At 71.5% G+C, this 26,585-nt stretch carries 26 protein-coding genes; 16 read left to right on the top strand and 10 right to left on the bottom strand.

What is annotated here, in order from left to right; translation table 11 throughout:
* Positions 1-63: 63 nt before the first annotated feature.
* Positions 64-1,167, bottom strand: a complete 1,104-nt coding sequence (locus ABJI51_RS43295; RefSeq protein ID WP_348956752.1) for a branched-chain amino acid aminotransferase — start codon at positions 1,165-1,167, stop codon at positions 64-66.
* Between the two features lie 96 nt (positions 1,168-1,263).
* On the opposite strand from ABJI51_RS43295, the gene ABJI51_RS43290 reads away from it, so the two are divergent.
* Positions 1,264-1,563: a hypothetical protein gene (locus ABJI51_RS43290; RefSeq protein ID WP_348956751.1), complete on the top strand. Its 300-nt coding sequence runs from the start codon at positions 1,264-1,266 to the stop codon at positions 1,561-1,563.
* Here ABJI51_RS43290 and ABJI51_RS43285 read toward each other — a convergent pair.
* Positions 1,520-2,194 carry a DUF402 domain-containing protein gene (locus ABJI51_RS43285; RefSeq protein WP_348956750.1) on the bottom strand — a complete coding sequence of 225 codons (675 nt, stop codon included), beginning with the start codon at positions 2,192-2,194 and terminating at the stop codon, positions 1,520-1,522. The two genes, ABJI51_RS43290 and ABJI51_RS43285, sit on opposite strands and share 44 nt — an antisense overlap.
* A complete protein-coding gene (locus ABJI51_RS43280; RefSeq protein WP_348956749.1) occupies positions 2,187-3,032 on the bottom strand; it encodes a hypothetical protein in 846 nt (281 codons plus the stop codon). Before ABJI51_RS43280 ends, ABJI51_RS43285 begins: the two co-directional genes overlap by 8 nt.
* Positions 3,033-3,141: 109 nt before the next feature.
* Here ABJI51_RS43280 and ABJI51_RS43275 point away from each other — a divergent pair, with 109 nt between their 5' ends.
* The 3 genes from ABJI51_RS43275 to ABJI51_RS43265 all read left to right on the top strand — a co-directional run bounded on the left by ABJI51_RS43275 (position 3,142) and on the right by ABJI51_RS43265 (position 7,709).
* Positions 3,142-4,641, top strand: coding sequence for a leucyl aminopeptidase (locus tag ABJI51_RS43275; protein ID WP_348956748.1), 1,500 nt, complete (start codon positions 3,142-3,144; stop codon positions 4,639-4,641).
* Positions 4,642-4,776: 135 nt separating this feature from the next.
* Positions 4,777-6,741, top strand: a complete 1,965-nt coding sequence (locus ABJI51_RS43270) for a TRAP transporter permease (protein ID WP_348956747.1) — start codon at positions 4,777-4,779, stop codon at positions 6,739-6,741.
* On the top strand, positions 6,738-7,709 hold the full coding sequence (locus ABJI51_RS43265; protein WP_348956746.1) for a TAXI family TRAP transporter solute-binding subunit: 972 nt from the start codon (positions 6,738-6,740) through the stop codon (positions 7,707-7,709). The genes ABJI51_RS43270 and ABJI51_RS43265 overlap by 4 nt, the downstream gene beginning before the upstream one ends.
* Positions 7,710-8,065: 356 nt before the next feature.
* Here ABJI51_RS43265 and ABJI51_RS43260 read toward each other — a convergent pair whose 3' ends face one another.
* Positions 8,066-9,010 (bottom strand): SMI1/KNR4 family protein, encoded by a 945-nt coding sequence (locus ABJI51_RS43260; RefSeq protein ID WP_348956745.1) that lies wholly within the window; start codon positions 9,008-9,010, stop codon positions 8,066-8,068.
* Positions 9,011-9,355: an oxidoreductase gene (locus tag ABJI51_RS43255; protein ID WP_348956744.1), complete on the bottom strand. Its 345-nt coding sequence runs from the start codon at positions 9,353-9,355 to the stop codon at positions 9,011-9,013.
* A gap of 182 nt (positions 9,356-9,537) precedes the next feature.
* Here ABJI51_RS43255 and lpdA point away from each other — a divergent pair, with 182 nt between their 5' ends.
* From lpdA to lipB, 6 genes are all read left to right on the top strand, one after another.
* Entirely contained in the window at positions 9,538-10,911 is a 1,374-nt protein-coding gene (gene lpdA / locus ABJI51_RS43250; protein WP_348956743.1) for a dihydrolipoyl dehydrogenase, read from the top strand.
* Between the two features lie 55 nt (positions 10,912-10,966).
* Positions 10,967-12,727: a 2-oxoglutarate dehydrogenase, E2 component, dihydrolipoamide succinyltransferase gene (sucB, locus tag ABJI51_RS43245; protein ID WP_348956742.1), complete on the top strand. Its 1,761-nt coding sequence runs from the start codon at positions 10,967-10,969 to the stop codon at positions 12,725-12,727.
* Positions 12,728-12,819: 92 nt separating this feature from the next.
* Positions 12,820-13,767 carry a serine hydrolase gene (locus tag ABJI51_RS43240; RefSeq protein ID WP_348956741.1) on the top strand — a complete coding sequence of 316 codons (948 nt, stop codon included), beginning with the start codon at positions 12,820-12,822 and terminating at the stop codon, positions 13,765-13,767.
* Entirely contained in the window at positions 13,755-14,630 is an 876-nt protein-coding gene (locus tag ABJI51_RS43235; protein WP_348956740.1) for a TIGR01777 family oxidoreductase, read from the top strand. The genes ABJI51_RS43240 and ABJI51_RS43235 overlap by 13 nt, the downstream gene beginning before the upstream one ends.
* Positions 14,627-15,250: a phosphatase PAP2 family protein gene (locus ABJI51_RS43230; protein ID WP_348956739.1), complete on the top strand. Its 624-nt coding sequence runs from the start codon at positions 14,627-14,629 to the stop codon at positions 15,248-15,250. Before ABJI51_RS43235 ends, ABJI51_RS43230 begins: the two co-directional genes overlap by 4 nt.
* Positions 15,247-15,987 (top strand): lipoyl(octanoyl) transferase LipB, encoded by a 741-nt coding sequence (gene lipB / locus ABJI51_RS43225; RefSeq protein WP_348956738.1) that lies wholly within the window; start codon positions 15,247-15,249, stop codon positions 15,985-15,987. The genes ABJI51_RS43230 and lipB overlap by 4 nt, the downstream gene beginning before the upstream one ends.
* A 109-nt stretch (positions 15,988-16,096) precedes the next feature.
* On the opposite strand, the gene ABJI51_RS43220 is transcribed toward lipB, so the two are convergent.
* Together ABJI51_RS43220 and ABJI51_RS43215 are read right to left on the bottom strand one after the other, a co-directional pair.
* Positions 16,097-17,032 (bottom strand): LLM class F420-dependent oxidoreductase, encoded by a 936-nt coding sequence (locus ABJI51_RS43220; protein ID WP_348956737.1) that lies wholly within the window; start codon positions 17,030-17,032, stop codon positions 16,097-16,099.
* A 5-nt stretch (positions 17,033-17,037) separates the two neighbouring features.
* The gene (locus ABJI51_RS43215; RefSeq protein ID WP_348956736.1) at positions 17,038-17,649 is read right to left on the bottom strand and encodes a TetR/AcrR family transcriptional regulator; all 612 of its coding nucleotides are present in this window, start codon (positions 17,647-17,649) and stop codon (positions 17,038-17,040) included.
* A 131-nt stretch (positions 17,650-17,780) separates the two neighbouring features.
* On the opposite strand from ABJI51_RS43215, the gene ABJI51_RS43210 reads away from it, so the two are divergent.
* From ABJI51_RS43210 to ABJI51_RS43195, 4 genes are read left to right on the top strand one after another with little or no spacing between them, the layout of a single operon-like run.
* On the top strand, positions 17,781-18,302 hold the full coding sequence (locus ABJI51_RS43210) for a hypothetical protein (RefSeq protein ID WP_348956735.1): 522 nt from the start codon (positions 17,781-17,783) through the stop codon (positions 18,300-18,302).
* A gap of 18 nt (positions 18,303-18,320) precedes the next feature.
* On the top strand, positions 18,321-19,265 hold the full coding sequence (locus tag ABJI51_RS43205; RefSeq protein WP_348956734.1) for an oxidoreductase: 945 nt from the start codon (positions 18,321-18,323) through the stop codon (positions 19,263-19,265).
* Positions 19,266-19,290: 25 nt separating this feature from the next.
* Positions 19,291-20,292, top strand: a complete 1,002-nt coding sequence (gene lipA, locus ABJI51_RS43200; RefSeq protein WP_348956733.1) for a lipoyl synthase — start codon at positions 19,291-19,293, stop codon at positions 20,290-20,292.
* A gap of 45 nt (positions 20,293-20,337) precedes the next feature.
* The gene (locus tag ABJI51_RS43195) at positions 20,338-20,994 is read left to right on the top strand and encodes a DedA family protein (RefSeq protein ID WP_348956732.1); all 657 of its coding nucleotides are present in this window, start codon (positions 20,338-20,340) and stop codon (positions 20,992-20,994) included.
* A gap of 298 nt (positions 20,995-21,292) precedes the next feature.
* Here the strand turns inward: ABJI51_RS43195 and ABJI51_RS43190 are convergent, their stop codons facing one another.
* From ABJI51_RS43190 to ABJI51_RS43180, 3 genes are all read right to left on the bottom strand, one after another.
* The gene (locus ABJI51_RS43190; protein ID WP_348956731.1) at positions 21,293-22,033 is read right to left on the bottom strand and encodes a hypothetical protein; all 741 of its coding nucleotides are present in this window, start codon (positions 22,031-22,033) and stop codon (positions 21,293-21,295) included.
* Positions 22,030-22,596, bottom strand: coding sequence for a papain-like cysteine protease family protein (locus ABJI51_RS43185; protein ID WP_348956730.1), 567 nt, complete (start codon positions 22,594-22,596; stop codon positions 22,030-22,032). Before ABJI51_RS43185 ends, ABJI51_RS43190 begins: the two co-directional genes overlap by 4 nt.
* 99 nt (positions 22,597-22,695) lie before the next feature.
* Positions 22,696-23,643 (bottom strand): LysR family transcriptional regulator, encoded by a 948-nt coding sequence (locus ABJI51_RS43180; protein WP_348956729.1) that lies wholly within the window; start codon positions 23,641-23,643, stop codon positions 22,696-22,698.
* Between the two features lie 69 nt (positions 23,644-23,712).
* On the opposite strand from ABJI51_RS43180, the gene ABJI51_RS43175 reads away from it, so the two are divergent.
* Both ABJI51_RS43175 and ABJI51_RS43170 read left to right on the top strand, forming a co-directional pair.
* Complete coding sequence (locus ABJI51_RS43175) at positions 23,713-24,582, top strand: patatin-like phospholipase family protein (protein ID WP_348956728.1); 870 nt, start codon at positions 23,713-23,715, stop codon at positions 24,580-24,582.
* Positions 24,583-24,685: 103 nt separating this feature from the next.
* Complete coding sequence (locus ABJI51_RS43170; protein ID WP_348956727.1) at positions 24,686-25,897, top strand: L,D-transpeptidase; 1,212 nt, start codon at positions 24,686-24,688, stop codon at positions 25,895-25,897.
* Positions 25,898-26,585: the final 688 nt, after the last annotated feature.

The raw sequence follows: 26,585 nt of genomic DNA, 5'->3' as shown, positions 1-26,585 counted from the left end.
AGTGCGCTGAAGGCCACCATCACGGCATCCAGCGCCGTGATGGTGGCCTTCACGAAGTGAGCGTCAGCCCAGCTTGATCATCCAGTGGTCGGGGTCGGGGCGGCTGCCCTCCTGGAGGCCGGTCAGCTCGTCGCGCAGCTTCATCGTCAGCTCGCCCGGCTGCCCGTCGGCGATGGTGAACTCGCCGCCCGCGTGCTTGACGTGGCCGACCGGGGTGATCACCGCCGCGGTGCCGCAGGCGAACGTCTCGGTCAGCTCGCCAGAGGCCGCCGCCTTCTCCCACTCGTCGGTGGAGATCCGGCGCTCCTCGACCTTGTGGCCGAGCCGGGAAGCCAGCTGCAGCAACGACTTGCGGGTCACGCCCGGCAGCAGCGAACCGGTCAGCTCCGGGGTCACCAGCCGGGCGTTCTCGCCAGAGCCGAAGACGAAGAACAGGTTCATCCCGCCCATCTCCTCGACCCAGCGCCGCTCCACCGCGTCGAGCCAGACCACCTGGTCACAGCCCTTTTCGACGGCCTGCGCCTGCGCCACGAACGACGCCGCGTAGTTGCCGGCGCACTTGGCAGCACCGGTGCCGCCGGGTGCCGCGCGCACGTACTCGGTGGACAGCCAGACGCTGACCGGCTTGACCCCGCCCGAGAAGTACGAGCCTGCCGGGGACGCGATGACCGTGTACACGTAGTCGGCGGCCGGGCTGTTGACGCCCAGTCCGGTGGACGTCGAGATCATGAACGGCCGCAGGTACAGCGAATCACCCTGCCGGGTGGGCACCCACCGGCCGTCGACGGCGATGAGCTCGCGCAGCGACTCGACGAAGACGTCCTCGGGCAGCTGCGGCATGGCGAGCCGCTCGGCCGACTGGCGGAACCGCGCGGCGTTGACGTCCGGGCGGAAGGACGCGATCGAGCCGTCCGGCTGGCGGTAGGCCTTGAGCCCTTCGAAGATCGCCTGGCCGTAGTGCAGCACCGACGTCGCCGGGTCGAGGGTGAACGGGGCGTACGGGCCGACCTGGGCGTCGTGCCAGCCGTCGGCCTTGGACCACTTCACGGTGACCATGTGGTCGGTGAAGTGCACCCCGAACCCGGGGTTGGCGAGTACTTCCGCGACACGGTCCGCGCTCGCAGGACTCGGGTGCGGGACATGGGCGAACTGTGTCGTGGTCGTCATGGTTAGACGATACCGCTTGGTCGGAGGCGCGTTAGTCGGATGTCCATCTGTTCCGGGACTCCCGCGCCCGGGCCGTGACGGCTTTAGGATGACGCCGTGACCTATCACTCCACGCAGCCGGCCCCGCGGCCCAGGACCGGCGCGGCCGACGTCAAGACGTTCGTCACCGCGGTGCTGCTGACCTTCGGCGTCGGCCTGCTCGGCATGTTCGGCTGGGCCGTGCTCGGCAGCGGCTTCGGCGGGTTCCTCGGCCTGGTCGCCGGCGTCTTCGGCGTCGTGTGGTGGCGCAAGATCCACGGCAAGGCGTTCCCGCCGGTGCTCCCGACGAAGTCCGTCATTTACCTCGCGGCCTTCAACGCCCTCCTGACGCTGGCCCTGTTCCTGCTGGCGGGCTGAGCCCGGCCAGCGCGCCCGCGGGCAGCTGCGGCGCCGGCCAGCCCGGGTCCGGGCGGAAGTCGGTGTCCGTGCCGTCGAAGGGATACGCGCCGCGCTCGGCCAGCGCGCCGATCCGCTCGCCCTCGGCACGCAGCCGGTCCAGCTGCTCGCGCGTCAGCCGCCCGGCGTCGATCGCCACCTCGGCCTCGTCCTCGTCGTCCCAGCGCCACGTGCCGTCCCGATCGACGACCACGTCGAGGACGCCGTCGATGCGGTCCACCCCGGCCGGGTTCCGGCCCAGCGGGACCTCGAGGTTGACGTACCAGTTCGTGAACTGCCCGGCGGCGTCGAAGAACCACCACACCGACGACCACTCGTCGTCGGCGATGCGGCGCAGCGTGGACGTGCGGTGCCAGAAGTCCGGGACCGGCACGCGCGGGATGCGGAACCGCTGGTGCAGCGGCGCTTCCGCGAGCGAGCGCCCGTCGGCGAGCCTGCTGCCGACGATCGGGGTGCCTGCCGGCAGCCAGGCGAGCAGGACGCGGCCGTCGTCGGCGAGCACGCGCAGCGGGTGGACCTGGCCGATCGAGCCGTCCGGGCGGTGGAACCGTTCGATCACCGTCTGCCCGGGGAGCCAGCGTCGATCAGTCACGCGTCCCACTGTACCTGCGCATGCGTACACCCAGTAGCAGCTCGGTCACCGTCGCGAGCCCGGCGACCAGGAGAACGGGCAGCACCGGCAGGAAGTACGCGGCGGCCGCGGCGGCGGCCAGTCCCGCGACCCCGGGCGTCCCGGTGCGCTCGCGGACGCCGGACCCGGCGGCGAGCGCGGGCAGCACGGTCGCCACGACGGCGAAGACGGTGAGCAGCGGCTGCAGCGCGTCGGCGTCGGCGGCCGAGAGCAGGTCACGCAGCGACGTGAGCGACAGCCCGAGCCGCACCGAGCCGAGCTGGTAGAGCGCGGCGAACCCGGCCAGGACGGCGACCGCGCCGAGGAGCAGGACGCGCCGTCCCGCGTCCTCGCGCCCGGCGGGCCGCAGGAACGGCAGCGCCAGCACCGCCACGAACAGGATGCCCGCGAAACCCGGGAGTTCCAGGCCGCCGGCCCGGCCCACCGGCGGCACGGCCACGCACACGCCGGCCAGCACCAGGCCCGCCACGAGCAGCAGTCCACACGCGACACGTACGACGATCGTCGGGATCTTCAGCCCGGCGAAGCCCGCCCCGGTCACCACGACGGCGAACGCCGCGGCCGCGATCTCGCGGTGCGCCGGGAAGACGTAGGCCCCGAACGCGATCGCGTAGACCGTCACCTCCGCCAGCCGCGCGACCGCCACCACGACCCGCTCGACCAGGGAGTCCCCCGGTTCCGGCACCCGCGCCGACACGCCCGCGGCCACCGCCGCGAGCACCAGCGCGGCGAGCAGCCACCAGCCCGCACCCGCCGCCGCGGCCGCCAGCAGCACCAGCAGCCCACCGCCCAGCCGCACGCAGCCTCCCCGTACCTGTGTTCACCCGCGGTTCCGTCGTCATTAGCATGGCTCACGATCCCGACCGGGCCGGTGCCCGGTACCACCGAGAACGCGCGAGGAGCCAGAAGTGACCGTGCCTAAGCTCGCCCTGTCCGACAACACCGGGGAGGCACTGGCCAAGACGCGCGCCGACGTGGTCGTCATCGGCACCCTGCAGGGCGAGGACGGCCCGGTACTCGCTCCCGGCGCCGCCGCCGTGGACGCCGCCTTCGACGGCCGACTCGCCGGCCTGCTGGCCACGCTCGGCGCGAGCGGCAAGGCCGAAGAGGTCGTCAAGGTCCCGACCCTGGGCAAGCTCCCCGCGGGTGTCGTGCTCGCCGTCGGCCTCGGCAAGGAAGGCGACGGGGTGACCCCCGAGCAGGTCCGCCGCGCCGCGGGCGCCGCAGGCCGCGCGCTGGCAGGCACCGACCGCGCGCTCGTCACGCTGTCGGAACTCGACCTGCAGGCCGCCGTCGAGGGCGCGATCCTCGGCTCGTACGTCTTCACCGCCTACCGCTCCGAGAAGGGCGACGCCCCGGTCGCGAAGCTCGACTTCGCGAGCCCGGCCGGCGGCACCGCCCGCGAGCACAAGGCGACGCTGAAGGCGGCAGGCGCCATCGCCGAGGCCGTCATCATCGCCCGCGACCTGATCAACACCCCGCCGAACGACCTCTACCCGGCCTCCTTCGCCGACCGCGCGAAGAAGCTCGCCGAGGACAACGGCCTCGAGTTCGAGGTGCTCGACGAGAAGGCCCTCAAGCGCAAGGGCTTCGGCGGCATCCTCGGCGTCGGCGGCGGCTCGTCCCGCCCGCCGCGGCTGCTGCGCCTGGCCTACCAGCCCGCCAAGGCCGCCAAGAAGGTCGCGCTGGTCGGCAAGGGCATCACGTTCGACTCCGGCGGCATCTCCCTCAAGCCCGCCGCGAACATGGACCACATGACCTCGGACATGTCCGGCGCGGCAGGCGTGCTCGCGTCCGTGGTGCTGGCGGCGAAGCTGAAGTACCCGCTGGAGGTCGTCGCGCACATCCCGCTGGCGGAGAACCTGCCGTCCGGGACGTCGTACCGCCCGGGCGACGTGCTGACCATGTACGGCGGCAAGACGGTCGAGGTGCTCAACACCGACGCCGAGGGCCGTCTGGTGCTGGTCGACGCGATGGTCCGCGCGGCGGAGGAGAACCCGGACTACCTGATCGAGACGTCCACGCTGACCGGCGCCCAGGTCGTCGCGCTCGGCAACCGCACGGCCGGCGTCATGGGCTCGGACGACTTCCGCGACCGCGTCGCGGCGATCATGCAGGCCACCGGCGAGAACGGCTGGGCGATGCCGCTGCCGGAGGAACTGCGCGCCGACCTCGACTCGCGCCTGGCCGACCTGGCCAACGTGACCGGCCACCGCTGGGGCGGCATGCTCGCGGCGGGCATCTTCCTGCGCGAGTTCGTCGCCGACGGCCTCGACTGGGTCCACATCGACATCGCGGGCCCGTCGTTCAACACGGGTTCGCCGTGGGGCTACACCGGCAAGGGCGGCACGGGCGTCCCGGTCCGGTCGATCGCCGCGGTGCTGGCCGACATCGCCGCCAACGGCTGAGGTCCGAAGCCGCTGAAGGCCACCATCACGGCATCCGGTGCCGTGATGGTGGCCTTCGGAGCATTCGAGGCCGGTTCGGGCACGGTGATCGAAATGTCGCTTTCGATGTGATCCGCGACACCGTACGGTGGCCGGGTGACGACCGAGCCGGTGGACCGCGCCTCCCCCGCCGAAATCGCCGCCGAGCACGACGAAGAACGGCCCGCGCGCCGGCTGTCGCCCGGCCCGGACCGCGTCGTCTACTTCGTCGCGCTGGCCGTGGCCGTGCTGGTGCTCAAGCAGGTCTTCTTCCCCTTCGCCAAGGGAAACCAGTTCTACCTGGTCCTCTTCCTCGGCGTGACGCTCCCGCTGGTCTTCCTCTGCTACCGCCCGCGGCTGCGCGGGCGGGACAACCCGGGCTGGACCGACTGGGCGCTCGCCGTCCTCGCCCTGGCCGTCGGCCTCTATCCCGTCCTCGTCGGTTATGACGACTTCCTGAACCGGCAGGGCATCCTGTCCCCGCTCGACATCGTCGCGGGCGCGCTCCTGCTGCTGCTGATCCTCGAAGCGACCCGGCGCACCACCGGGCTGGTCCTGCCGATCGTCTGCCTGCTCTTCCTGGCCTACGCCTACTACGGCGGCTACCTCCCGCAGAACTGGGGCATCGCGCACGCGGGCATCGACTTCAGCCAGATCGTCAACGCCCTCTTCAACGACGCGAGCGGCTTCTACGGCACGCCGCTGGACGTCGCGGCGAGCTACATCGTGCTGTTCACCCTCTACGGCGCCGTGCTCAACGCCTCCGGGGCCGGCCAGTTCTTCGTGGACATCTCCTTCGCCGCCTTCCGCCGGTCGCGGACGGCGCCGGGCCGCACGACCGTCCTGTCCGGCTTCTTGCTCGGCACGGTCTCCGGTTCGGGCACCGCGACCGCCGTCAGCCTCGGCTCGATCACCTGGCCGATCCTGAAGAAAGCCCGCTACCCCAGGGAAAACGCGGGCGGGCTGCTCGCCGCGTCCGGGATCGGCGCCATCCTTTCGCCGCCGACGCTGGGCGCCGCGGCGTTCATCATCGCCGAGTACCTGCAGACGTCGTACCTGAAGGTGCTGATCTGGGCGACCGTCCCGACGCTGCTCTACTACCTCGGCATCGTGTTCGCGATGGAGGCCGACGCGCGGCGGTTCAAGGCCGAGGCCGTCGACGTCCCGCACGGGAATCCGTGGCGGCTGCTGCGCACCGGCGGCTACCACTTCCTGTCGCTGGCGATCATCGTCGTGTTCCTCGCCCTGGACATCCCGCCGTTCGCCGCGGTCGTCTACGCCACCGGCGTCGCCGCGCTGTTCGCGTTGCTCGCCCGGCGTCACGACGTGCGCGGGTGGGCCAGGGACATGGTCGACGCGCTCTCGGCGGGCGTGCGCGGGGCGCTGCCGGTGATCGCGGTGTGCGCGGCCGCCGGGGTGATCACCTCGACCATCACCAAGACCGGCCTCGGCCTCGAACTCGCCGACGCGCTGGTGGAGCTGGCCGGCGCGCTCACCGACAACGGCACGGTGATCCTCGTTCTCACCGTGCTGCTCTCGGCGATCGCCGTCGGCGTGCTGGGGCTCGCGGTGCCCGTCACGGCCAGCTTCATCATCGCCTGGGTCGTGATCGGCCCGGCGCTGGAAACCCTCGGCGTCGCCGACGCCGAACGCGCGATGTTCATCTTCTACTACGCCGTGCTGTCGGAGGTGACCCCGCCGACCGCGCTCGCCGCGGTGGCCTCGGCGGCGATCACCGGCGGCTCGGTGCTCGGCACGATGTGGCAGTGCTGGAAGTACACGCTTCCGGCGTTCCTGGTGCCGATCGCCTTCGTGCTGACCGACAACGGCGCCGCGCTGCTGCTGGAGTCCGACCCGCTCACCGTGCTGTGGGTGGCGGCGGTCTCCGCGGTCGCCGTCGCCGCGCTGGCCGTGGTGACCGGGGGCTGGCTCTTCGGGCCGGTCAGCCTGCCGGTGCGGCTGCTGTTCGTGCCCACCGCCCTGTGCCTGCTCTACCTGGAGCCGGTGCCGATCGCGATCGGCGCCGCGTGCGGGGTGGCCGGCCTGCTCGCCCATGCCGTGATCAAGAGGAGGACAGCATGAAACGCGCACTCGCCGCCGCCGCGGTGCTCGCCTTGGCCGTCACCGGCTGCGGCGGGAAGCAGCAGACCGACCAGGCCGCGCCCGGCGGGACACAGTCCTGCGAAGCGGGCGAAGGCCGGATCACCATCGCCACCGGCAACAGCGGCGGCGTGTACTACGTGCTGGGCGGCGGTCTGGCCCAGCTGATCAGCAGCAACACGAAGCTGCGCGCGACAGCCGCGGAGACCGGCGCGTCGGTGCAGAACATCCAGCAGCTGGTCGCGGGCAACTACGACGTCGCGTTCTCGCTGGCCGACACCGCGGCGGACGCGGTCAACGGCAAGGGTGCCTTCGACGGCAAGCCGCAGAAGGTCCAGGCACTGGCCCGGATCTACCCGAACTCGACGCAGGTGCTGGTCCGCACGGACGCGGGCATCAACAGCGTCGCGGACATGAAGGGCAAGCGCATCTCGACCGGCTCGCCGAAGTCGGGCACCGAAGTGATCGCGAACCGCCTGCTGCAGGCGGCGGGCCTCAAGGACGGCGACGTCCAGGCCCAGCGCCTCGACCTGGCCAAGACCGCGGACGGCATGAAGGCGGGCACCCTCGACGGCCTGGTCTGGTCCGGCGGCCTGCCGACCGCGCAGATCACCGACATCACCACGGCACTCAAGGGCAAGGTGAAGTTCCTCGACATCACCCCGCTGCTGCCGAAGCTGAAGCAGGTCAACCCGGTGTACGACACGGGCTCGATCCCGGCGGCGGCCTACGGGCAGCCGTCGGACGTGCCGACGGTCGTGGTCCCCAACCTCCTGCTGGTACGCAACGACTTCCCGGCGGGCAACGCGTGCGCGATCACGAAGCTGATCTTCGACAAGCAGGCGGAGCTGGCCAAGGTCCACCCGGCGGCCAAGGAGATCAGCAGGCAGCTGGCCACGCAGACCGACCCGGTCCCGCTGCACCCCGGCGCGAAGCAGGCACTGGGCTAGGCGCTCTGCTGGAGCATCCCATGTGGCCTTGGCGAGCCACCTTATTGCTGACCTACGTTTTGCGGGGAACCGTGGCCCGGGTGCGGTCGGAGGGTGGTGCGGTGTCTTGAATGACTCATTCAGGTCTTCGGAGGTCCTGAATGAGTCATTCAAGACGCTGAGGTGAGCCAGGCCGCCCGCGCCGGGCCTGCGCTCTGCCCGTCGGGGGGCAGTAGGTCACCAATTGGCCGTTCGCCTTGGGTCGGCGCGGGCTGAAAGGGACGTTCCTGGCGTCTGACGCGATGAAAGTCCCTTTCATCGCACCGGACGAGACGAAAGGGCCTTTCAGCTCACCCGGGCGCGAAGCAGGCACTGGGCTAGGCGCTCTGCTGGAGCAGCCGCAGGTGCTGCTCCAGCACCGCCCGCACCGAGTCGTGGACGGTCGAGCCGAGCACCGGGTCGACCTCCACCACGTGCCCCCGCGCGTACAGCAGCACCGCCGGGTCGGACAGCACCAGCACGTCGTCGACGACCCGCAGTTCCGCGGTGCCCAGCAGCCGCGGGAAGACGACGTCGGCGGGCAGCCCGTCGCACGTCAGCAGGAACTCCCGGTGCGGCAGCCGGACGCCCAGCCGGGCCTCGGCGGCGTCGACGGCCCGCGGGGACGCCGGGGGCGGTGCCGTGCGCAGCCCGCGTAACCGCAGGATCTCTCCGACGAGGTCGGACCACGATCCCGTGTCCGGCGGAAATCTCCGAAAAAGTGCGGCCACGAGCGCGTCCGCGCAGACGCCCGCCCACTCCCCCAGGCCGAGCGGGTCGGCGCCGGCGGCCAGCCGGGGCGCCAGCGTCCGGGACGCCGCCAGCGAGGCCACGTCCGGGAGTGCCTGACGCCCGGCCAGGGAAGCCCATTCCCGCAGGTCACCGCGGGCGACCGCGGCGCGGAGCCGGTCCGGGCGGGAGGGCGCGACGACCTGGGCGACCGGCGCGAGCGGGGTCCCGTCGAACCCCGAGACCGGCCGGGCGAGGTACGCCACGTGCGCGCGTTCCTCGGCGTCGAGGTCCAGGGGCGGGAGCGCGGCGGCCCAGTCCGGACGTTCGCCGCGGGCCTCGAAGAGCATCTCCCAGGCGCGGGCCGCCACCGCCGAGGGCACCAGCGCGGTGACCGGCCGTCCGGTGCGGGCCTGCCACTGCCGGACCAGGCGATCGGCGTCCGCGGCCGCCCCGGATGCCGCCAGCAGCAGGGCCGCGTGGCCGATGCGGGCGTCGGCGTCGCCGGTCAGCACGTCGCGGACCGCGGCCTCCAGGTACGCGTCGCGGTCCACCTAGACCTGGCCGCGCTTCTTCCGCTCGGTGTACTCGCGCATGCGCTTCGGGTAGCCGACGCGTGCCACCTCGTAGACCGGGATGGACCGGCGGTGGCCGAACTGCTGCGCGGCCTCCAGGCTGCCGATGCGGCGGCGGGTCCATTCGCCGTCGTGGGCGATCAACACCACAGTGGTGTCGGTGACGTTCGTCTTCGGCTCCACATAGGCCTCGACCCCGCGCCGGGTGGCGGCCCATTCCTCGAGGTGGCGGGTGTCCTCGGAGCTGGCTTTCCGCAGCGTGCCGGCCCGCTGACCCCCCTTGGCCCGCCTGCGCAGCGAGTCGAAGAGCCCCACCTCGACCACCTTCCCTCCCGAGAGATTCACCACTCATTATCCGGATGTCCGCGTGTGGTCGGCGTCGCACACCCGGCTAGGTCGCAGCCTCGTTCGGCGTAGTGACAAGATGGCGGATGTCGCGCGCGCGGTTATACCGGGCGCGCGCGGCGACAGAGCATCACCCCACCGCTTGCCGAGGAGTTATTGAAGTGACCGACACCTCCGCCGACCTTGTGATCCTGGGAGGCGGATCGGGCGGCTACGCCGCGGCTTTCCGCGCGGCCGAGCTGGGCCTTTCCGTCACGCTGATCGAGAAGGACAAGCTGGGCGGGACGTGCCTCCACCGGGGCTGCATCCCGACCAAGGCCCTGCTGCACGCCGCCGAGGTCGCCGACGAGACCCGTGAAGCCGAGGCGGTCGGCGTCAAGGCCGCCTTCGAGGGCATCGACATCGCCGGGGTCAACAAGTACAAGGACGGCATCATCGCCCGCCTGTACAAGGGCCTGCAGGGCCTGGCCAAGGCGCACAAGGTGAACCTCGTCGAGGGCAGCGGCACGTTCGTCGGCGGCACGACCGTCGAGGTGGACGGCACCCGCTACACCGGCAAGAACGTCATCCTCGCCACCGGCTCGTACTCGCGCACGCTGCCCGGCCTGGAGCTCGGCGGCCGCATCATCGCCAGCGAGCAGGCGCTCGCGCTCGACTACGTCCCCAAGAAGGTCGTGGTGCTCGGCGGCGGCGTCATCGGCGTCGAGTTCGCCAGCGTCTGGGCCTCCTTCGGCGTCGACGTCACCATCGTCGAGGCCCTGCCGCGGCTGGTCCCGAACGAGGACGAGTTCGCGTCCAAGCAGCTCGAGCGCGCCTTCCGCCGCCGCAAGATCGCCTTCAAGACCGGCGTGAAGTTCACCGGCGCGAAGCAGGACGACAACGGCGTGAGCGTCTCGCTGGAGTCGGGCGAGACCCTCGAGGCCGACCTGCTGCTGGTCGCCGTCGGCCGCGGGCCGAACTCGGCGGGCCACGGCTACGAGGAGGCCGGCGTCAAGATCGAGCGCGGGTTCGTCCTCACCGACGAGCGGCTGCGCACGAACCTGCCGAACGTCTACGCCGTCGGCGACATCGTCCCGGGCCTGCAGCTCGCGCACCGCGGCTTCCAGCAGGGCATCTTCGTCGCCGAGGAGATCGCCGGGCTGAACCCGCGCGTGATCGACGAGAGCGGCATCCCGCGGGTCACCTACTCGCACCCGGAGGTCGCGTCGGTCGGGCTGACCGAGTCGCAGGCCAAGGACAAGTACGGCGCGGGCGTCACGACGTTCACCTACGACCTCGGCGGCAACGGCAAGAGCCAGATCCTCAAGACCTCCGGTGGGGTGAAGCTGGTCAAGGCGCCGGACGGCCCGGTCGTCGGCGTGCACATGGTGGGCGACCGCGTCGGCGAGCTGATCGGCGAAGCGCAGCTGATCTACAGCTGGGAGGCCTTCCCGGAGGACGTCGCGCCGCTCATCCACGCCCACCCGACCCAGACCGAGGCCCTCGGTGAAGCGTTCCTTGCCCTCGCGGGCAAGCCGCTGCACGTGCACAGCTGACGTCTCACCAGCAGAATCCAGACCACGCAGAACTTGGAAGAGGAGTCAGCGAACGATGGCCTACTCCGTCACGTTGCCGGAGCTCGGGGAGAGCGTCACCGAAGGCACCGTCACCCGGTGGCTTAAGCAGGAGGGCGACACTGTCGAGGTCGACGAGCCGTTGCTCGAGATCTCGACCGACAAGGTCGACACCGAGGTGCCCTCCCCGGTGGCGGGCACGGTCGTGAAGATCAGCGCCCAGGAGGACGAGACCGTCGAGGTCGGCGGCGAGCTCGCCGTGATCGACGACGGCACCGGCGGGGTGCCCGAGTCCTCCGCCCCGGCGCAGGAAGAGCCCGAGCAGCCTTCGCAGCCGGAGCCGCAGGCCCAGGCCGAGGAGAGCGCGCCGAGCAAGCCCGACACCGCGCCGGCCTCCGGTGGCGAGGGCACCGAGGTGAAGCTGCCCGAGCTGGGCGAGAGCGTCACCGAGGGCACCGTCACGCGGTGGCTGAAGCAGGTCGGCGACACCGTCGAGGTCGACGAGCCGCTGCTGGAGATCTCGACCGACAAGGTCGACACCGAGGTGCCGTCGCCAGTGGCGGGCACGGTGCTGGAGATCCGCGCGGGCGAGGACGAGACCGTCGAGGTCGGCGGCGTCCTGGCCGTGATCGGCGACGCGAACGCGGCGCCGAAGGCCGAAGCCAAGCCGGAGCCGAAGCCCGAGCCCAAGCCGGAACCGAAGCCGGAGCCCAAGCCCGAGCCGGTCCAGCAGCAGGCCAAGCCCGAGCCGAAGCCGGAGCCCACGCCGGCTCCGCAGGCCGCCCCGGCGGCGGCCGCGACGCAGTCGGCCCCGGCCGCCGCGGCGAAGGACGGCTCGGCCGACGGCCCGTACGTCACGCCGCTGGTCCGCAAGCTGGCCGCCGAGCACGGCATCGACCTTTCGACGCTGACCGGCAGCGGCGTCGGCGGCCGGATCCGCAAGCAGGACGTCCTGGCCGCGGCCGAGGCGAAGCAGAAGCAGCAGGCGCCGGCCCCGGCCGCCGCTCCGGCTGCCGCTGCCTCGTCGGCGCCGTCCGCCCCGCGGGCCGCCGCGGTGTCCCCGGAGGTCCAGGCACTGCGCGGCACCGTGCAGAAGGCGAGCCGGATCCGCCAGATCACGGCCACCAAGACCCGCGAGTCGCTGCAGGTCTCCGCGCAGCTCACGCAGGTGCACGAGGTCGACGTCACGAAGATCGCCAAGCTGCGCCAGCGCGCGAAGGCGGCCTTCAAGGAGCGCGAGGGCGTCAACCTGACGTTCCTGCCGTTCTTCGCGAAGGCCACGGTCGAGGCGCTCAAGCAGCACCCGAACGTCAACGCGTCCTACAACGAGGAAACGAAGGAGATCACCTACCACGGCGCCGTGCACCTGGGCATCGCGGTGGACACCGAAAAGGGTCTCCTCTCGGTCGTCATCCACGACGCGGGCGAGCTGAGCCTGGCCGGTCTCGCGCACCGCATCGCCGACCTGGCGGCGCGGGCCCGTGCCAGCCAGATCAAGCCGGACGAGCTGACCGGTGGCACGTTCACCATCACGAACATCGGCTCGAACGGCGCGCTGTTCGACACGCCGATCATCGTGCAGCCGCAGTCGGGCATGCTCGGCACCGGCGCGGTCGTCAAGCGCCCGGTGGTCATCACCGACGCCGACGGCAACGACACGATCGCGATCCGGTCGATGGTGTACCTCCCGCTGACCTACGACCACCGCCTGGTGGACGGGGCCGACGCGGGCCGCTTCCTGACGACGATCAAGCAGCGTCTGGAAGAGGGCAACTTCGAGGACGAGCTCGGCCTCTGAGCAACTGAAAGCCTCTGAAGGCCACCATCAGGGCGTCTGACGCCCTGATGGTGGCCTTCGGAGCATCCGGGGCATTCGGGAAGGGACCGGGGATGGCGGAGCCGACGTGGTTCGCCGCGCACCGCGACGACGTCTCGGTCGTCGCGGACGACGGCCACTGTCACCTGGCGCACAACGCCGATGTGCCGCGTGTCCTGGCTTCGACGATCAAGGTCGTCCACCTGCTCGCCTACACCACCGCGGTCGCCGAGGGGCTCGATCCGGCCGAGCCGGTCCGGGTCGGCGACTGGGACGCCTGGCACCCCTTCGAGGGCGACGGCCCGCGGGGCGCGGGTGCCCACCACCGGGCCCTGACGGCGCTGGGCGTCGGCTGCGACGAGTTCGGCGTCGCCCGCGACCCGGAACAGCGCGTCCCGCTGGACGCGATCGCCACGGCGATGATCACCGAAAGCGACAACGCCGCCCCCGACTACCTGCGGGCCCGCCTCGGCGACGACGCACTGCGGGCCGCGGCGGCGGACGGCGGCTGGGCCGGCGCGGACCTGCGGTGGTTCTGCGGCGAAACGCTGCGTTCGTACTTCCCCGGCGAGGGCGACCTGACCGCCCGGTTCACCGCCGATCCCGCGTTCCGGCGGGAAGTCCTGGACCGCGTCCGGGGCGAGCCGGTTTCCGATGCGGCGGAGTGGGCCTGGACACAGGGCACCGCGCACGGCACCGCCGCGCAGCTGTTCGCCTTCCACCGCCACCTCGCCACCGCGGACACCCCGGCCGCCCGGCTCGCGCGCCGGAAGCTGGGCGCCACCGCGCGGTACGAGGGCGAGCCCGTGCTGTTCAAGGGCGGGGTCCTGCCGCGCAGCCGCGGGTTCGGCCTGTCCACGGGCGGGGCGACGATCGCGATGTTCTACACCGGCACGGACTTCCCGGACGTCCCGCTCGCCCCGTTCGGCGTGGCGATCCTGTCCGACCTGGCCGCGTTCGCGCGGGACCTGGGCGTGCGCCCGGAACCGGGATGGGCCACGATCGGACCATGCGAGTACTGATCGCCGGCGCGAGCGGCTTGATCGGGTCGGCGCTCGGCGACCGCCTGCGGCGCGAGGGTCACGAAGTCCGGCGCCTGGTGCGGCGGGAGGCCCGCGAGGGCGGCGAATTCCGCTGGGATCCGCCGTCGGGCACCATCGCGAGCGGCGCGTTCGAGGGCGTCGACGCCGTCGTGAACCTGGGCGGCAAGCGGCTGTTCCCCGGCCGGTGGAGCGCGATGCGCAAGCAGCAGCTCACCGACAGCCGGGTCGAGCCGACCGAGGTGCTCGCCGAAGCCGTCGCCGAACACGGCGTCGGCGTGCTGGTCAACGCGTCCGCGGTCGGCTACTACGGCAACGCCGGGTCGTCCATTGTGGACGAGTCGGCGCCGCGCGGGCGCGGTTTCCTCGCCGAGCTGTGCGAAGCGTGGGAAGGGGCGACGGCCGCGGCCGGGGACGCCCGCGTGGTCAAGATCCGGACCGGGCTGGTGCTGTCGGCGCGGGGCGGGCTGTACGGGCTGCTGCGCCCGCTGTTCCGGCTGGGCCTGGGCGGGCGGCTCGGCTCCGGCCGCCAGTACATGCCGTGGATCTCCCTCGACGACGAGGTCGGCGCGATCGTCCACGTCCTGACGCATGAAGACGTCTCCGGGCCGGTGAACCTGACCGGGCCGGAGCCGGTGACGAACGCGGAGTTCACCCGGGCCGTCGGCCGTGCGCTGCACCGGCCCGCGCCGTGGTGGGTGCCGGGGATCGCGCTCAAGGCCGCGCTCGGCCAGGCGGGCGAGGAGATGGCGCTGTACGGGCAGCGGGCCGTCCCGGCCGCGCTGGAGCACTCGGGCTACGCGTTCCGGCACCGCACGCTGGCCGGCGCGCTCGCGGCGGCATGACCGTCCCGCTCAAGCGCTGGCTCGTCGTCGGGTTCGCGCTGGCCGCCGCCTTCTTCGCGCTCGGGCTCGGCGTCGCCCGGCAGCCGCTGACGCTCGACGCCCAGGTCGCGAACGCCCTCCACGGCGTCTACACGCAGCCGCTCGGGCGGGTGGCGGAGATCGGCAGCGACATCCTCGGCCCGGTGCTGCCGTACGTCCTCGGCGTGGCGCTGCTCGCGCTGGCGCTGCGACGGCGGGCCTATCTCGGGTTGTGCGTCCGGCTGGCTGTCGTGCTGCTGCTGTGCCGGCTGACGAGCCTGGTGTTCAAGCCGGTCTTCCTGCGGGAACGTCCGCGTGACTACCCGGACCTGAGTTACCCGAGCGGGCACGTGACGGCGGTGGCGAGCACCGGGTTCGTGCTCCTGCTGCTGTGCGCGTGGCTGTGGCCGCACCTGGTGAAACGGGTGGCGGTGGCCGTGGCGGCCGCGGTGGTGCTGGCGGCGGCCTGCCGGGTCGTGCTCGGGGTGCACTGGGTCACCGACACGATCGGCGCAGTGCTGGCGGTGACCGGTGTCGGGCTGCTCTCAGCATGTGCCTTGCGGCTGCTTCCCCCGGGTGACCGGCGTAGCCTCGACGGGTGAGTTCTTCCCGTACCTGCCGCGCCAGCGCCGAGCCCGTCGACGTCCGGGAGCTCGGCACGATCGACTACACCGAAGCCTGGGAGCTCCAGCGCAGCTTCCTGACGGCCCGTGCGGACGGCACCGCACCGGACACGATGCTCCTGCTGCAGCACCCGTCGGTGTACACCGCGGGCAAGCGCACCGAGCCGGCGGACCGGCCGGTGGACGGCACCCCGGTGATCGACGTCGACCGCGGCGGCAAGATCACCTGGCACGGTCCCGGCCAGCTGGTCGGCTACCCGATCGTCAAGCTCGCCGACCCGATCGACGTCGTGCACTATGTGCGGCGCCTGGAGGAGGCGCTGATCCACGTGTGCGACCAGCTGGGCGTGCACAGCGGCCGCGTGGAGGGCCGCAGCGGCGTGTGGATCCCGGCGGACGACCGCGGCATCGAGCGGAAGATCGCAGCCATCGGCATCCGCGTCCAGCGCGGCGTGACGATGCACGGCTTCGAGCTGAACTGCAATGCGGACCTGTCGGCGTTCGACGCCATCGTCCCGTGCGGCATCCGCGACGCGGGCGTGACGTCGCTGTCGTACGAGCTGCAGCGCGACGTGACGGTGGAGGCGGTGCTGCCCCTGGCCCGCGACGCGGTCCTGGCGGCCCTGGAAGGCGAGCTGCCGGTGAGCGAGGACCGCTGGCTCCCCCGCCCCGAGGCTCCCCAGGCCCCCGGCGTCACCTTCGCCCTCCAGAACTGAAGTCCGTGAATGCCACATTGAGGGACTTGAAGTCCCTCAATGTGGCATTCACGGCGTTCGGGGCCCGGAACTGTCGGTACCCTCCGCTAGCCTGGAAATCGGGGGCTGCTCAGTCCAGCTGGGGCGCGACCTCGGCGGCGACCAGCTCGATCTGGTCCACATCGGACAGATCGAGCAGCTGCAGGTAGAGCCGCGTGATGCCGGTCTTCTCCCGCCACTGCCCGATCCGCTCGACGACCTCGGCGGGCGACCCGGCCAGGCCGTTGGCCTTCAGCTCGTCGACGTCGCGCCCGAGGACCGACGCCCGCTGCGCGACCTCCGCGTCGGACCGGCCGACCGCGATCACCAGCGCCGCCGAGCGCAGGATCTCCTTGGGGTCGCGGCCGATCTCCCTGGCCGCCTCGTCGACGCGGGCGAACTGGGCCGCCGCCGTCTCGGCGTCGACGAAGGGCAGGTTGAACTCGTCGGCGAACCGGGCGGCCAGTGCCGGGGTGCGCTTCTTGCCGCCGCCCCCGACGATCACCGGCGGCGCCGGGGACTGCGCCGGCTTCGGCAGCGCCGGGGAGTCCTTGAGCGTGTAGTACTGCCCGGAGAACGAGTACGTCGAGCCCACCGGCGTCTTCCACAGGCCGGTGACGATCTCGAGCTGCTCGGCGTAGCGGTCGAAGCGCTCCTTCAGCGGCGGCAGCGTCAGGCCGTACGCCTCGTGCTCGGCGTCGTACCAGCCGGAGCCGAGGCCGAACTCGACGCGGCCGCCGGACATCTGGTCGACCTGCGCGACCGAGATGGCCAGCGGGCCGGGGTGCCGGAACGTCGCCGCGGTGACGAGCGTGCCGAGCCGGATCCGGCTGGTCTCGCGGGCCAGGCCGGCCAGGGTGATCCACGCGTCGGTGGGGCCGGGCAGGCCGTCGGCCGAGCCCATCTTCAGGTAGTGGTCGCTGCGGAAGAACGCGTCGTACCCGGCGGCTTCGGTCGCCTTGGCGACGCGCAGCAGGTCGTCGTAGCTGGCCCCCTGCTGGGGCTCGGTGAAGATCCTCAAGTCCACGAAGATCAGCCTATAGAGACATCCGGTTCCGTGCGCCGCAGGCGGACCAGCATGCGGACGATGACGTCCTCGATCTGGGCCCCGACCTTCTTCGGGTCGGGCGAGCTGGCGATTTCGGTCGCCGCGCTGGACAGCGCGCCGAACAGCAGCCGGGCGGTGACCTCGACCGGGACCGGCTCGACCTCGCCCGCGTCGATCAGCGACTGCAGGCCCGAGCGCACGAGCCCGAAGCTGCACCGCTCCTCGGCCTCGCGCCAGCGTTCCCAGCCCATCACGACCGGCGCCTCGTGGATGGCGATCCGCTGGTAGGCGGGGTCGAGGCAGGCGCGGATGAACGCGTTGAGCCCGGCCAGCGCCCGTTCCCACGGGGTGCCGTCGCCGTTGACGATCTTGTCGAGCCGGTCGTAGACGAGGCTTTCGACCTGGTCGAACGCGGCTTCGAAGAGCGCCTGCTTGCCGCTGAAGTGGTGGTAGAGCGCGCCCTTGGTGACGCGCGCGCGTTTGGCGATCTCGTCGAGGGAGGTACCCGCGTAACCGCGTTTGGTGAACAGTTCGACCGCGCTGTCGACCAGCGCGGACCGCGTCGACTCGGAGTAGTCGAGTCGTCTGGACCTCATTGTCGCCACCTTCACAACTTTACGCCCGGAGGATCTCTCCATACTCATGGTATGTTCGCCGTGTCAGGTCCGTACCGGGAGTATGCCGCAGACCCGCGGTATGACCCGGGCCACGGAAGGGGAGCCACACGATGAGCTGGACCGACTTCTACCGGCGCCAGGAGATCCTCGAAGCCGCCGTGCGCCGCGCGGCCCGGAACCCGGGCGCGCCGTTGCCGCTGGCCGAGGTCCCGGGGGCCGAGGAGCACTTCGGCAGCGAGGAAAACCTCCTGGCCGCCCTGCAGTACCAGTGGACGCGGACGCTGAGCGGCCGCCTGCGCGCCGAGGTCGCCGACCCGGACGACGCCGACGGTCTCGGAGACAACGTCGACGCCGTCACCCGCGCGTGGCAGGCCGCCGCGGCGGAACACGCCGACCTGCGCGCGGTCCTCGACGGCGCGTACGAGCGGCACGCCTCGCTGCGCCGCATGCACGAGGGCGAGCTGCGGATGCTGGCCGTCACGGCCGGGCTGGCCGACCCGCGCGAGCCGGCCGACGAGATCGTCAAGGTGGGCCACGCGTTCGAAGCACTGCTGCGCACCGGCCGCGAAGAGCCTGTCCGCCGGCGTCCGATGATCGGACACCTGCGCCGGTTGCTCGCGCCCAGTGCATAAACGGAGTTAAGTGTCACCATGACGCAGCGCTGGACCGAAGCCGACATCGCCGACCAGAGCGGCCGGACCGTCCTGGTCACCGGCGCGAACTCCGGGCTCGGCCTGCGCACCGCCCAGGTGCTCGCGGGCAAGGGCGCCCGCGTGCTCCTCGCCTGCCGTTCCGCCGAGCGCGGCGCGAAGGCCCTCGACCAGGTCCGCGCGGTGGCCGCGGGCGCCGGACCCGAGCTCGTCCCACTGGACCTGAGCGAGCTCGCGTCGGTGCGCGCGGCGGCCGCGTCGGTGCGGGAACGCACCGGCGACGCGCTGGACGTGCTGGTCAACAACGCCGGCGTGATGGCAACCGCCCGCGGCCGCACGGCCGACGGGTTCGAGCTGCAGCTCGGCACCAACCACCTCGGCCACGCGGCGCTGACGTGGCTGCTGATGCCTGCCCTGCGCGGCGGCAAGCACGCCCGGATCGTCACGCTGTCGAGCCTCGCGGCGGTCGGCGCCCGCATCCACCTCGACGACCCCAACGGCGAGCACCGCCGCTACAACCCGGCGGCGGCGTACGGCCAGTCGAAGCTCGCCAACCAGGTGTTCGCGCTGGAACTGGCGCGGCGGCTGCGCGGCGAAGACGTCATCAGCGTCGCCGCCCACCCCGGCTACACCGCGACCGGGCTCGGCAGCGGCATGGCGCGCTCGTACACGAACCCGATCCTCCGCTCGGTGATCGCGGGCGGGCACCGGATCGGCGAAACGCTGTTCGCGCAGAACGTCCGCCAGGGCACGCTCCCGCAGCTGTACGCGGCGACGGCGGACGGCGTCGGCAACGGCGACTACATCGGTCCGGGCGGCCTCGGCGGCGTCCGCGGCTACCCCGTGAAGCTGCGCCCGCTGGCCGCCGCGCGCAGCGAGTCGCTGGGCACCCGGCTGTGGGACGTCACCGCGGAGCTGACCGGCGTCACCCCCGACCCGGCCTAGCCCGAACGGGCGTACGGTTGAGGGCGTGAGTGCTGCTCCTGAGGGCCGGAAGCTGTTGCGCCTGGAAGTGCGCAACAGTGAGACGCCGATCGAGAAGAAGCCGTCGTGGATCAAGACGCGGGTGCGGATGGGCCCGGAGTTCACCGAACTCAAGGGTCTGGTGCGGCGTGAGGGTTTGCACACGGTCTGTGAAGAGGCCGGGTGTCCCAATATCTACGAATGCTGGGAGGATCGGGAAGCGACGTTCCTGATCGGCGGGGATCAATGCACCCGGCGGTGTGATTTCTGCCAGATCGATACCGGTAAGCCTGCCGCGTTGGATCGCACCGAGCCGCGCAAGGTCGCGGAGTCCGTGCAGGCCATGGGTTTGCGGTACTCGACGGTGACTGGTGTGGCGCGGGATGACCTGCCCGATGGTGGCGCGTGGCTGTATGCGGAGACGGTGCGGCAGATTCATGCGTTGAATCCGGGTACGGGTGTGGAGTTGCTGATTCCGGATTTCAATGCGGATCCGGAGCAGCTGGCGGAGGTTTTCGGGTCGCGGCCGGAGGTTCTTGCGCACAACGTGGAGACAGTTCCGCGGATTTTCAAGCGTATTCGTCCGGGATTCCGGTACGCTCGGTCCCTGGAAGTGATCACGGCTGCGCGTGAGGCCGGATTGGTGACGAAGTCCAATCTGATCCTCGGGATGGGGGAGACCCCGGACGAGGTGGCTCCGGCGATGCGGGACCTGGTCGACGCGGGGTGCGAGATCCTGACGATCACGCAGTATCTGCGTCCGTCGCCGCGGCATCATCCGGTGGACCGGTGGGTCAAGCCGGAGGAGTTCGTGGAGCACTCGCAGGCTGCGGAGGCGATGGGCTTCGCCGGTGTGATGGCCGGGCCGCTGGTGCGCTCGTCGTACCGCGCGGGACGCCTGTACGCCCAGACCAAGGCCCACCGCGGCGAAGTCCTCCCGGAGAACCTGGCCCACCTGGCCGCCGAAGGGCCCGCCGCCCAGGAAGCCGCGTCCCTGCTGGCGAGGTGACGCACGTCACTCGACGGTCCTTAAAGGATCGGTAAAGTGGATCGCATGGCCCTGGTTTCGGACCTTCTGAGCTGGCTGCAAGGACTCCCGGAACCGGGACTCGTCGCGGCGACCGGCGGCCTGGTGTTCGCCGAATGCACGATCGGGCTGGGTTTCCTGGCCCCGGGCGAATCCGGGCTGCTCGTCGCGGCGACGACGGCGAACACGGTCCCGCGCTTCTTGGTGCTGTGGCTGGTGGTGACGTTGTGCGCAACAGCGGGCGACGCACTCGGCTACACGATCGGCCGCCGCTTCGGACCGCGCCTGCGCGAGACGAAACTGATCCGCAAGTACGGCCTCGACGCCTGGGACAAGGCCACCGGAGTCTTGGAACGCCGCGGCGCCTGGGCGGTGTTCTTCGCCCGGTTCCTCCCGGTGATCCGCACGCTGACCCCGGCAGCGGCGGGCACCTCGGGCCTGCCGTTCCGCAAGTTCCTCCCCGCCGCCGCGGCGGGCGCGTTCTGCTGGTCCCTGGTCCACATCAGCATCGGCGCGGCCCTGGGCGAAGCGGCAAAGCGCATCGAAGGCGCCCTGAACACGGGCGGCTTGATCGTGGTCGCCGCACTGGCAGCGGTGGGAGTGTTCTTCTTGCTGCGCTTGAAGAAGCGCAAGGCCCTCGCGGCGGTCGAGACGCCGGAACCGGAACCCGAACGCGTCCCCTGACCGAGCGCGTCCCTGCCCGGCCCCACCTCAAGCGCCCCAAGGCCACCCGCGCTGCACCCCAGGCCGCCCTCGCCGCGCCCAACGCACCCGAGGCCACCCTCGCCGCGCCCAACGCCCCCTGGTGCGCGCGACGCACCCAACTCCCCAGGCCCCTCGCCGCGCCCAACCCACCCGAGGCCAACCCCCGCCGCACCCAACGCCGCCCTCGCCGCGCCCGACCCAAGCCCACGTTGGGGCGCCCGAACCCCCGACGCCCGCGAGGGTGCGGCCCGGTCCCCCGAGCCGCACCCTCCCGGCGTCAGCGGCGAGCGCGCACCGCCTTGCCGGTGACCCAGCCGATCAACCCGAGCGCCAGCAGTGCCCCGCCGGCGACGAACGGCCAGGACCCCACGCCCCCTCCGGGCGACGGCGGCGACGCCAGGTCGTACCCACCGAGCTTGCCCTGCGCCCGGTAAGCCGAACCCGGCAGCTTGTCGCCGTACAGCCGGTGCACCAGCTGCTGGTACCCCGCCACCGTCACCCCATCGCCGACCCGCTGCCGGGCCGGGTCGTTGAGCGGCAGCACGCGCCCCTCGTGTACCCGGTACCACGCGTTGACCTGCGGTTCGGTGAACACCAGCTCGCCGGCGGCCTGGGCAGGGAACGTCAGCTCCTCGGTGCCGGTCGTGAAGTTGGTCGCCGTCCAGCCGGACGCTTCGCGCGTCACCCACACGGTCGCCTGCCGCCCGCTCGACGCCTTCGCGCGCACCGCGTAGAAGCCGAACGACGCCGGTGCCGCTCCCGGGGTTCCCGCGACGAACGCCGGGTCCAGCGAATACACAGCCAGCGGCTCGCCGGCCACTTCGGGTGCCTGCGCAGCAGCGGCACGGGCGACGCCCGCCTGGCGGTCGAGCTGGCCGAAGAACGCCGAAAGCTGCGGCCCCGCCGAGGCGACCGCGGCCGCGACGTCGTCCTTCGGCGCTGCCGACGCCGTTCCGCCGAACCCGAACATCAGCGCCACCACCAGGACGGCACATCCACGGAACAGGTTCATGGTCACGCCCCGATCCGGTAGAGGGACTGGGCCCACTGGAACTGTCCATTGCGGACATAGCTCGAGTACGCCATCGCGCTGTAGCGCCGGCTGCTCGGCCACGGGTCGCCGTAGTACACGAGCCCGCTGCTGTCGTAGCCGTAGATGACCTGGGCGTGCCCGCCGCCCGCCGTCCAGTAGATGCCCGTCTCGATCGGGCGGCTGCCGCCGATTTCGCCCTGCACCGAAGCGAAACTGAGCGCGCCGGTCACCGTGCCGGGCCGCAGGCCGAGCGCCTGGTAGCCGCGCTGGACCCAGGTCAGCTCGCCGGGTTGGTTGGGGCACTGCGAGCCGGCCGGGTAGCCGCGGGAGTAGTCGCAGAACGTGTTCTGGCTGACGCCGGTGCCGTAGCCGAGGAACCGGGCGATGGTCAGGCCGCTCGCGGCCCAGCACCACTGGTTCTGCTCCTGGACCAGCTGGCTGATGGACAGCGTGGTGGCCGCCTCCGGCGCCGCGGCCGCGGGTGGGGCCAGCAGCGCGGCCAGCCCGGCACACAGCACACCGAGCGCCTTTGCTCGTCTGAAGTGCATTCGTTGCTCCTTGTCGGCAACAGGTGGGGACTTCGTGAGCTTCTCCCGTTGCCGCGCCGGGCAGTAATCCCAGCGGGGATAACACCGGCGTTATGCCGCCTACCGGACGACGGCGAGCCGCTCGCCGCACCACCGCGCGAAGTGCGGATTCCGGTGCCGGGACGCGGCATGCGCGACCTCCGCGCACCGGAACACGGCGTCGGTCACCGCCGTGCGGGCGTCGTCCTCGCGCGTCGCGAACAACAGCGTCGTCCACAGCGGGTCGCCTGCCAGCGGCAGCGCGAGCAGGCCCGGCGGCGGCGCCGAAGCCGCCTGCGCGAGGCAGACCGCGCCCTGGGCGATCAACGTCCCGGCCGTGCCCGCCTCCGACGTGAAGTGCCGCACGCGCGGCGTGAACCCGGCCGCCGCGCACGCCTGCACGAACCGCACGCGGACGCAGTTCTCGTGCGGCGGCGGCAGGATCCAGTCGCAGCCGGCCAGGTCGGCGAGTGCGACGGCACCGCCGCGGATCGCCGGATGCCCCTCGGCGATGCCGACGAAGATCGGCTCGGTGGCGAGCGTCCGCACGGCCAGGCCGGCGAAGTGGTGAGCTTCGGTGCCGTCGAACCGTTCCAGCAGGGCGACGTCGACCCGGCCGGTCGAGAGCAGCTTCAGCAGGGTGAGCGACGCGGGTTCGGCGTACGTCCGGACGTCGAGGTCCAGCTCCCCCAGCTCCTCGATGAACCGGCCGATGATCAGCAGCGGCACGTACCCGATCCGCAGCGTGCCGGGGCCGCTTTCGCCGTGCCGCCGCGCGGTGGCGACGAGGGCCTGCATGTCGGATAGCAGCGCGTCGGCGCGGGCGAGCACGAACCGGCCCAGCTCGGTGGGCCGCACGCCGCTGGGGCCGCGGACGAACAGCTCGCCGCCGAGGATCCGCTCGATCCGCTTGAGCTGGGCGGTGAGCGCGGGCTGGCTGACGCCGAGCACGGTCGCGGCGCGGCTCACGCTGCCGCCGTCCGCGACGGCGCGGACGGCCCTGAGATGGCGCAGCTCCAGCTCGGCCACCCCGGCAGGCTAACGCCAGGTGCGCGACCCGCACGACCTGCGAAAGTCGGGCTTACTACATTCGGCGGTATGAGTCTCGCGGATCTTCCCCGGCCGATCGGCTTCGTCCTCGGCGGTGGCGGCAGCCTCGGCGCCATGCAGGTCGGCATGCTGCGCGCGCTGACCGACGCCGGGGTGACGCCGGACCTGGCGGTCGGCACGTCGGTCGGCTCGCTCAACGCGGCCGTCCTCGCCCGCTTCGGCGGCGACGCCCTCGCGAGCCTGCGCAGCATCTGGGCGCACATGACGCGCGACGAGGCCTTCCCCGGCGGCGTGCTCAGCCGGGTCCGGATGCTGACGCAAAGCAAGACGCACCTGTTCCCCAACACCGGGCTGGCCGGGATCGTCGCCGAGCACCTCGGCGCCGAGACGCGGTTCGAGGACCTGGCGATCCCGCTGGGCGTCGTCACCACGCAGGTCGACACGGCCGAGCCGCTGCTGATCCGGTCCGGGCGGCTGCTCGAGCCGCTGCTGGCCAGCTGCGCGATCCCGGGAATCTTCCCGCCGGTGGAGCACGAGGGGCGGCTGCTGTACGACGGCGGGCTCGTCGCGAACGTCCCGATGCGGCAGGCGCTGACGATGGGCGCGAAGTCGCTGGTGGTGCTCGACTGCGCGTTCCCGGGCAAGATGCCGGGCGCGCCGCGGACGTTCGCCGAGGTGATGATGTTTACCGCGATGATCAGCATGCGCAACCAGGCGGTGCTGGAGGCGCCGCTGGCCGCGGCCGAAGTGCCGGTGCTGTATCTGCCGGGACCGGCACCCGTACGTGTGAACCCGCTGGATTTCGGGCACACGGAAACGCTGGCGGACGAGGCGTACACGGCGGCGCGGGAGTATCTGGAGGCGGTTTCGGTGGACGGGCCGGGACTTTACGGCGCACCGGGACTCGTCATCACGTGATCCGCGTCACGCCGATGCACCGATCCGCCGGTCAGGACGTCATCGCTATCGCGTAGTTTTGATGACGAATGCCCGCCGATCCCAATTCCCAAAAAGAGACAATATGCTCCCCAAGAAGATTTTACTTTCGGTGGCCGGAATCCTCGCCGGAGCACTGCTGCTTTCCGCCTGCTCGTCCGGTGACGACGGCGGTTCGCCCGCCGGTGGGGCGCCGGCGTCGGGGCCTGCCTCGGCGTCCGAGACGCCGGTCGCGGTGACGTTCGAGCCCGCGGGCGGCACCGGGGTGAACCCGGCGACGCCGATCGTCGTCAAGGCGGCCAACGGGAAGCTCGTCGACGTCACGGTGACCAACACCGCCAAGGGGAAGACGGTGGCCGGCACCCTCGCCCCGGACGGGTCGACGTGGACGTCGACCGAGCCGCTCGGCTACGGGGCGACGTACAAGATCGTCGCGCACGCCCAGGGCGCCAACGGGAAACCGGTCGAGCAGGACAACCAGATCACGACGCTGTCGCCGAAGAAGCAGGCGAACGCCAACCTGATCCCGGCCCCGTCCGCGGTGGCGAGCACGGGCGTCGGCGTGGGGCAGCCGATCGTGTTCAGCTTCGGCAAGATCGCCGTGAAGAACAAGGCGGCGGTGGAGAAGGCGCTGACGGTCGAGTCGACCCCGAAGCAGGAGGGCGGCTGGTACTGGATCGACGACTCGAACGTCCACTACCGGCCGAAGGAGTACTGGAAGGCCGGCACGACGCTCAAGGTGACGGCGAAGATCTACGGAGTCGATTTCGGAAACGGCGTGTTCGGCGCCGAGGACCGCACCGAGACGTACAAGGTGCACGATTCCTGGATCGCCAAGGCGGACGGCAACACCGAGCAGATGCAGATCTTCCACAACGGCCAGATGGTCAAGTCGATGCCGATCTCGATGGGCAAGGACGCAACACCCACCCATTTGGGCGCGCACGTCATTTCGGACAAGCAGGCGAACTACACGATGGATTCGTGCACGTACGGAGTCTGCCCGCCGGACCCGAAGGCGTACCGGTCCAACGAGAAGTGGTCGGAGCGCATTTCGAACGACGGCGAGTTCGTCCACGAGAACCCCAACAGCGTGAGCCAGCAGGGCAGCGCGAACGTGTCCCACGGGTGCATCAACCTGAACGACGCGAACGCCCAGTGGTTCTTCCAGAACATGGGATTGGGAGACGTCGTGGAGGTAACCAACTCAGGCGGCCCCCAGCTCCCGGTATGGGACCTGTACGGCGACTGGTCCAAGTCCTGGGCCGACTGGCAAGCCGGCTCGGCTCTCAAGTAGGTCCGGTTTCGGGTTCCGGGGCCAGGAGCTTCGCTCCTGGCCCCTTTCTCTTGCGCGGCTATGGAGTGATGCCCGTGGGATCACGGGTGATGCCCCTCCAGTCACGGGAGATGCCCGCGCAGTCACGGGAGATGCCCGCCTGATCACGCGGGAGGCCTCTTCCGTCACGCCAGTTCCGGCTTCCCGCGGGGGACTTGCGTGATCCGGGCGGGTTCGCCTGCTCAGGCGGTCGGCTGGCGTACCCGGAGGGTCGGTCCGCGTGCCTGGAGGGTCGGTTTGCGTGCCTGGAGGGTCGGTTTGCGGCTCTGGGCGGGCGGCCCGTCTTTCCGGGGTCGCCGGTTGGTGTGCTCGGGGGCGGGATTCGCGTGAGTGGGGACCGATCTCGCGTGATGGAGCCCGGAACTCGCGTGATTGGCCGCGGATCTCGCGTGCCCAGCGGGGCATCTCGCGTGACTGCACGGGCATCGCCCGTGATTGGAGAGGCATCATCCGTGACTGCGCGGGCATCACGCGTGATCGAGCGGGCATCGCGTGTGGTTGGTGGGGCATCACGCCAGGCGGGCATAAGGAAAGGGCCTGAGCCGGGAGACTGCTGGTCTCGACCGGGCCCAGGCCCTCACCTTCAAGGTAAGTTCGGCGGTGTCCTACTCTCCCACAACCCTTCGGTTGCAGTACCATCGGCGCTGTC

It is taken from the genome of Amycolatopsis melonis (assembly GCF_040064235.1).
Classification (GTDB): domain Bacteria; phylum Actinomycetota; class Actinomycetes; order Mycobacteriales; family Pseudonocardiaceae; genus Amycolatopsis; species Amycolatopsis melonis.
The sequence above is the reverse complement of the archived record's forward strand: the minus strand, read 5'-3'. Positions and strand labels throughout refer to the sequence as shown.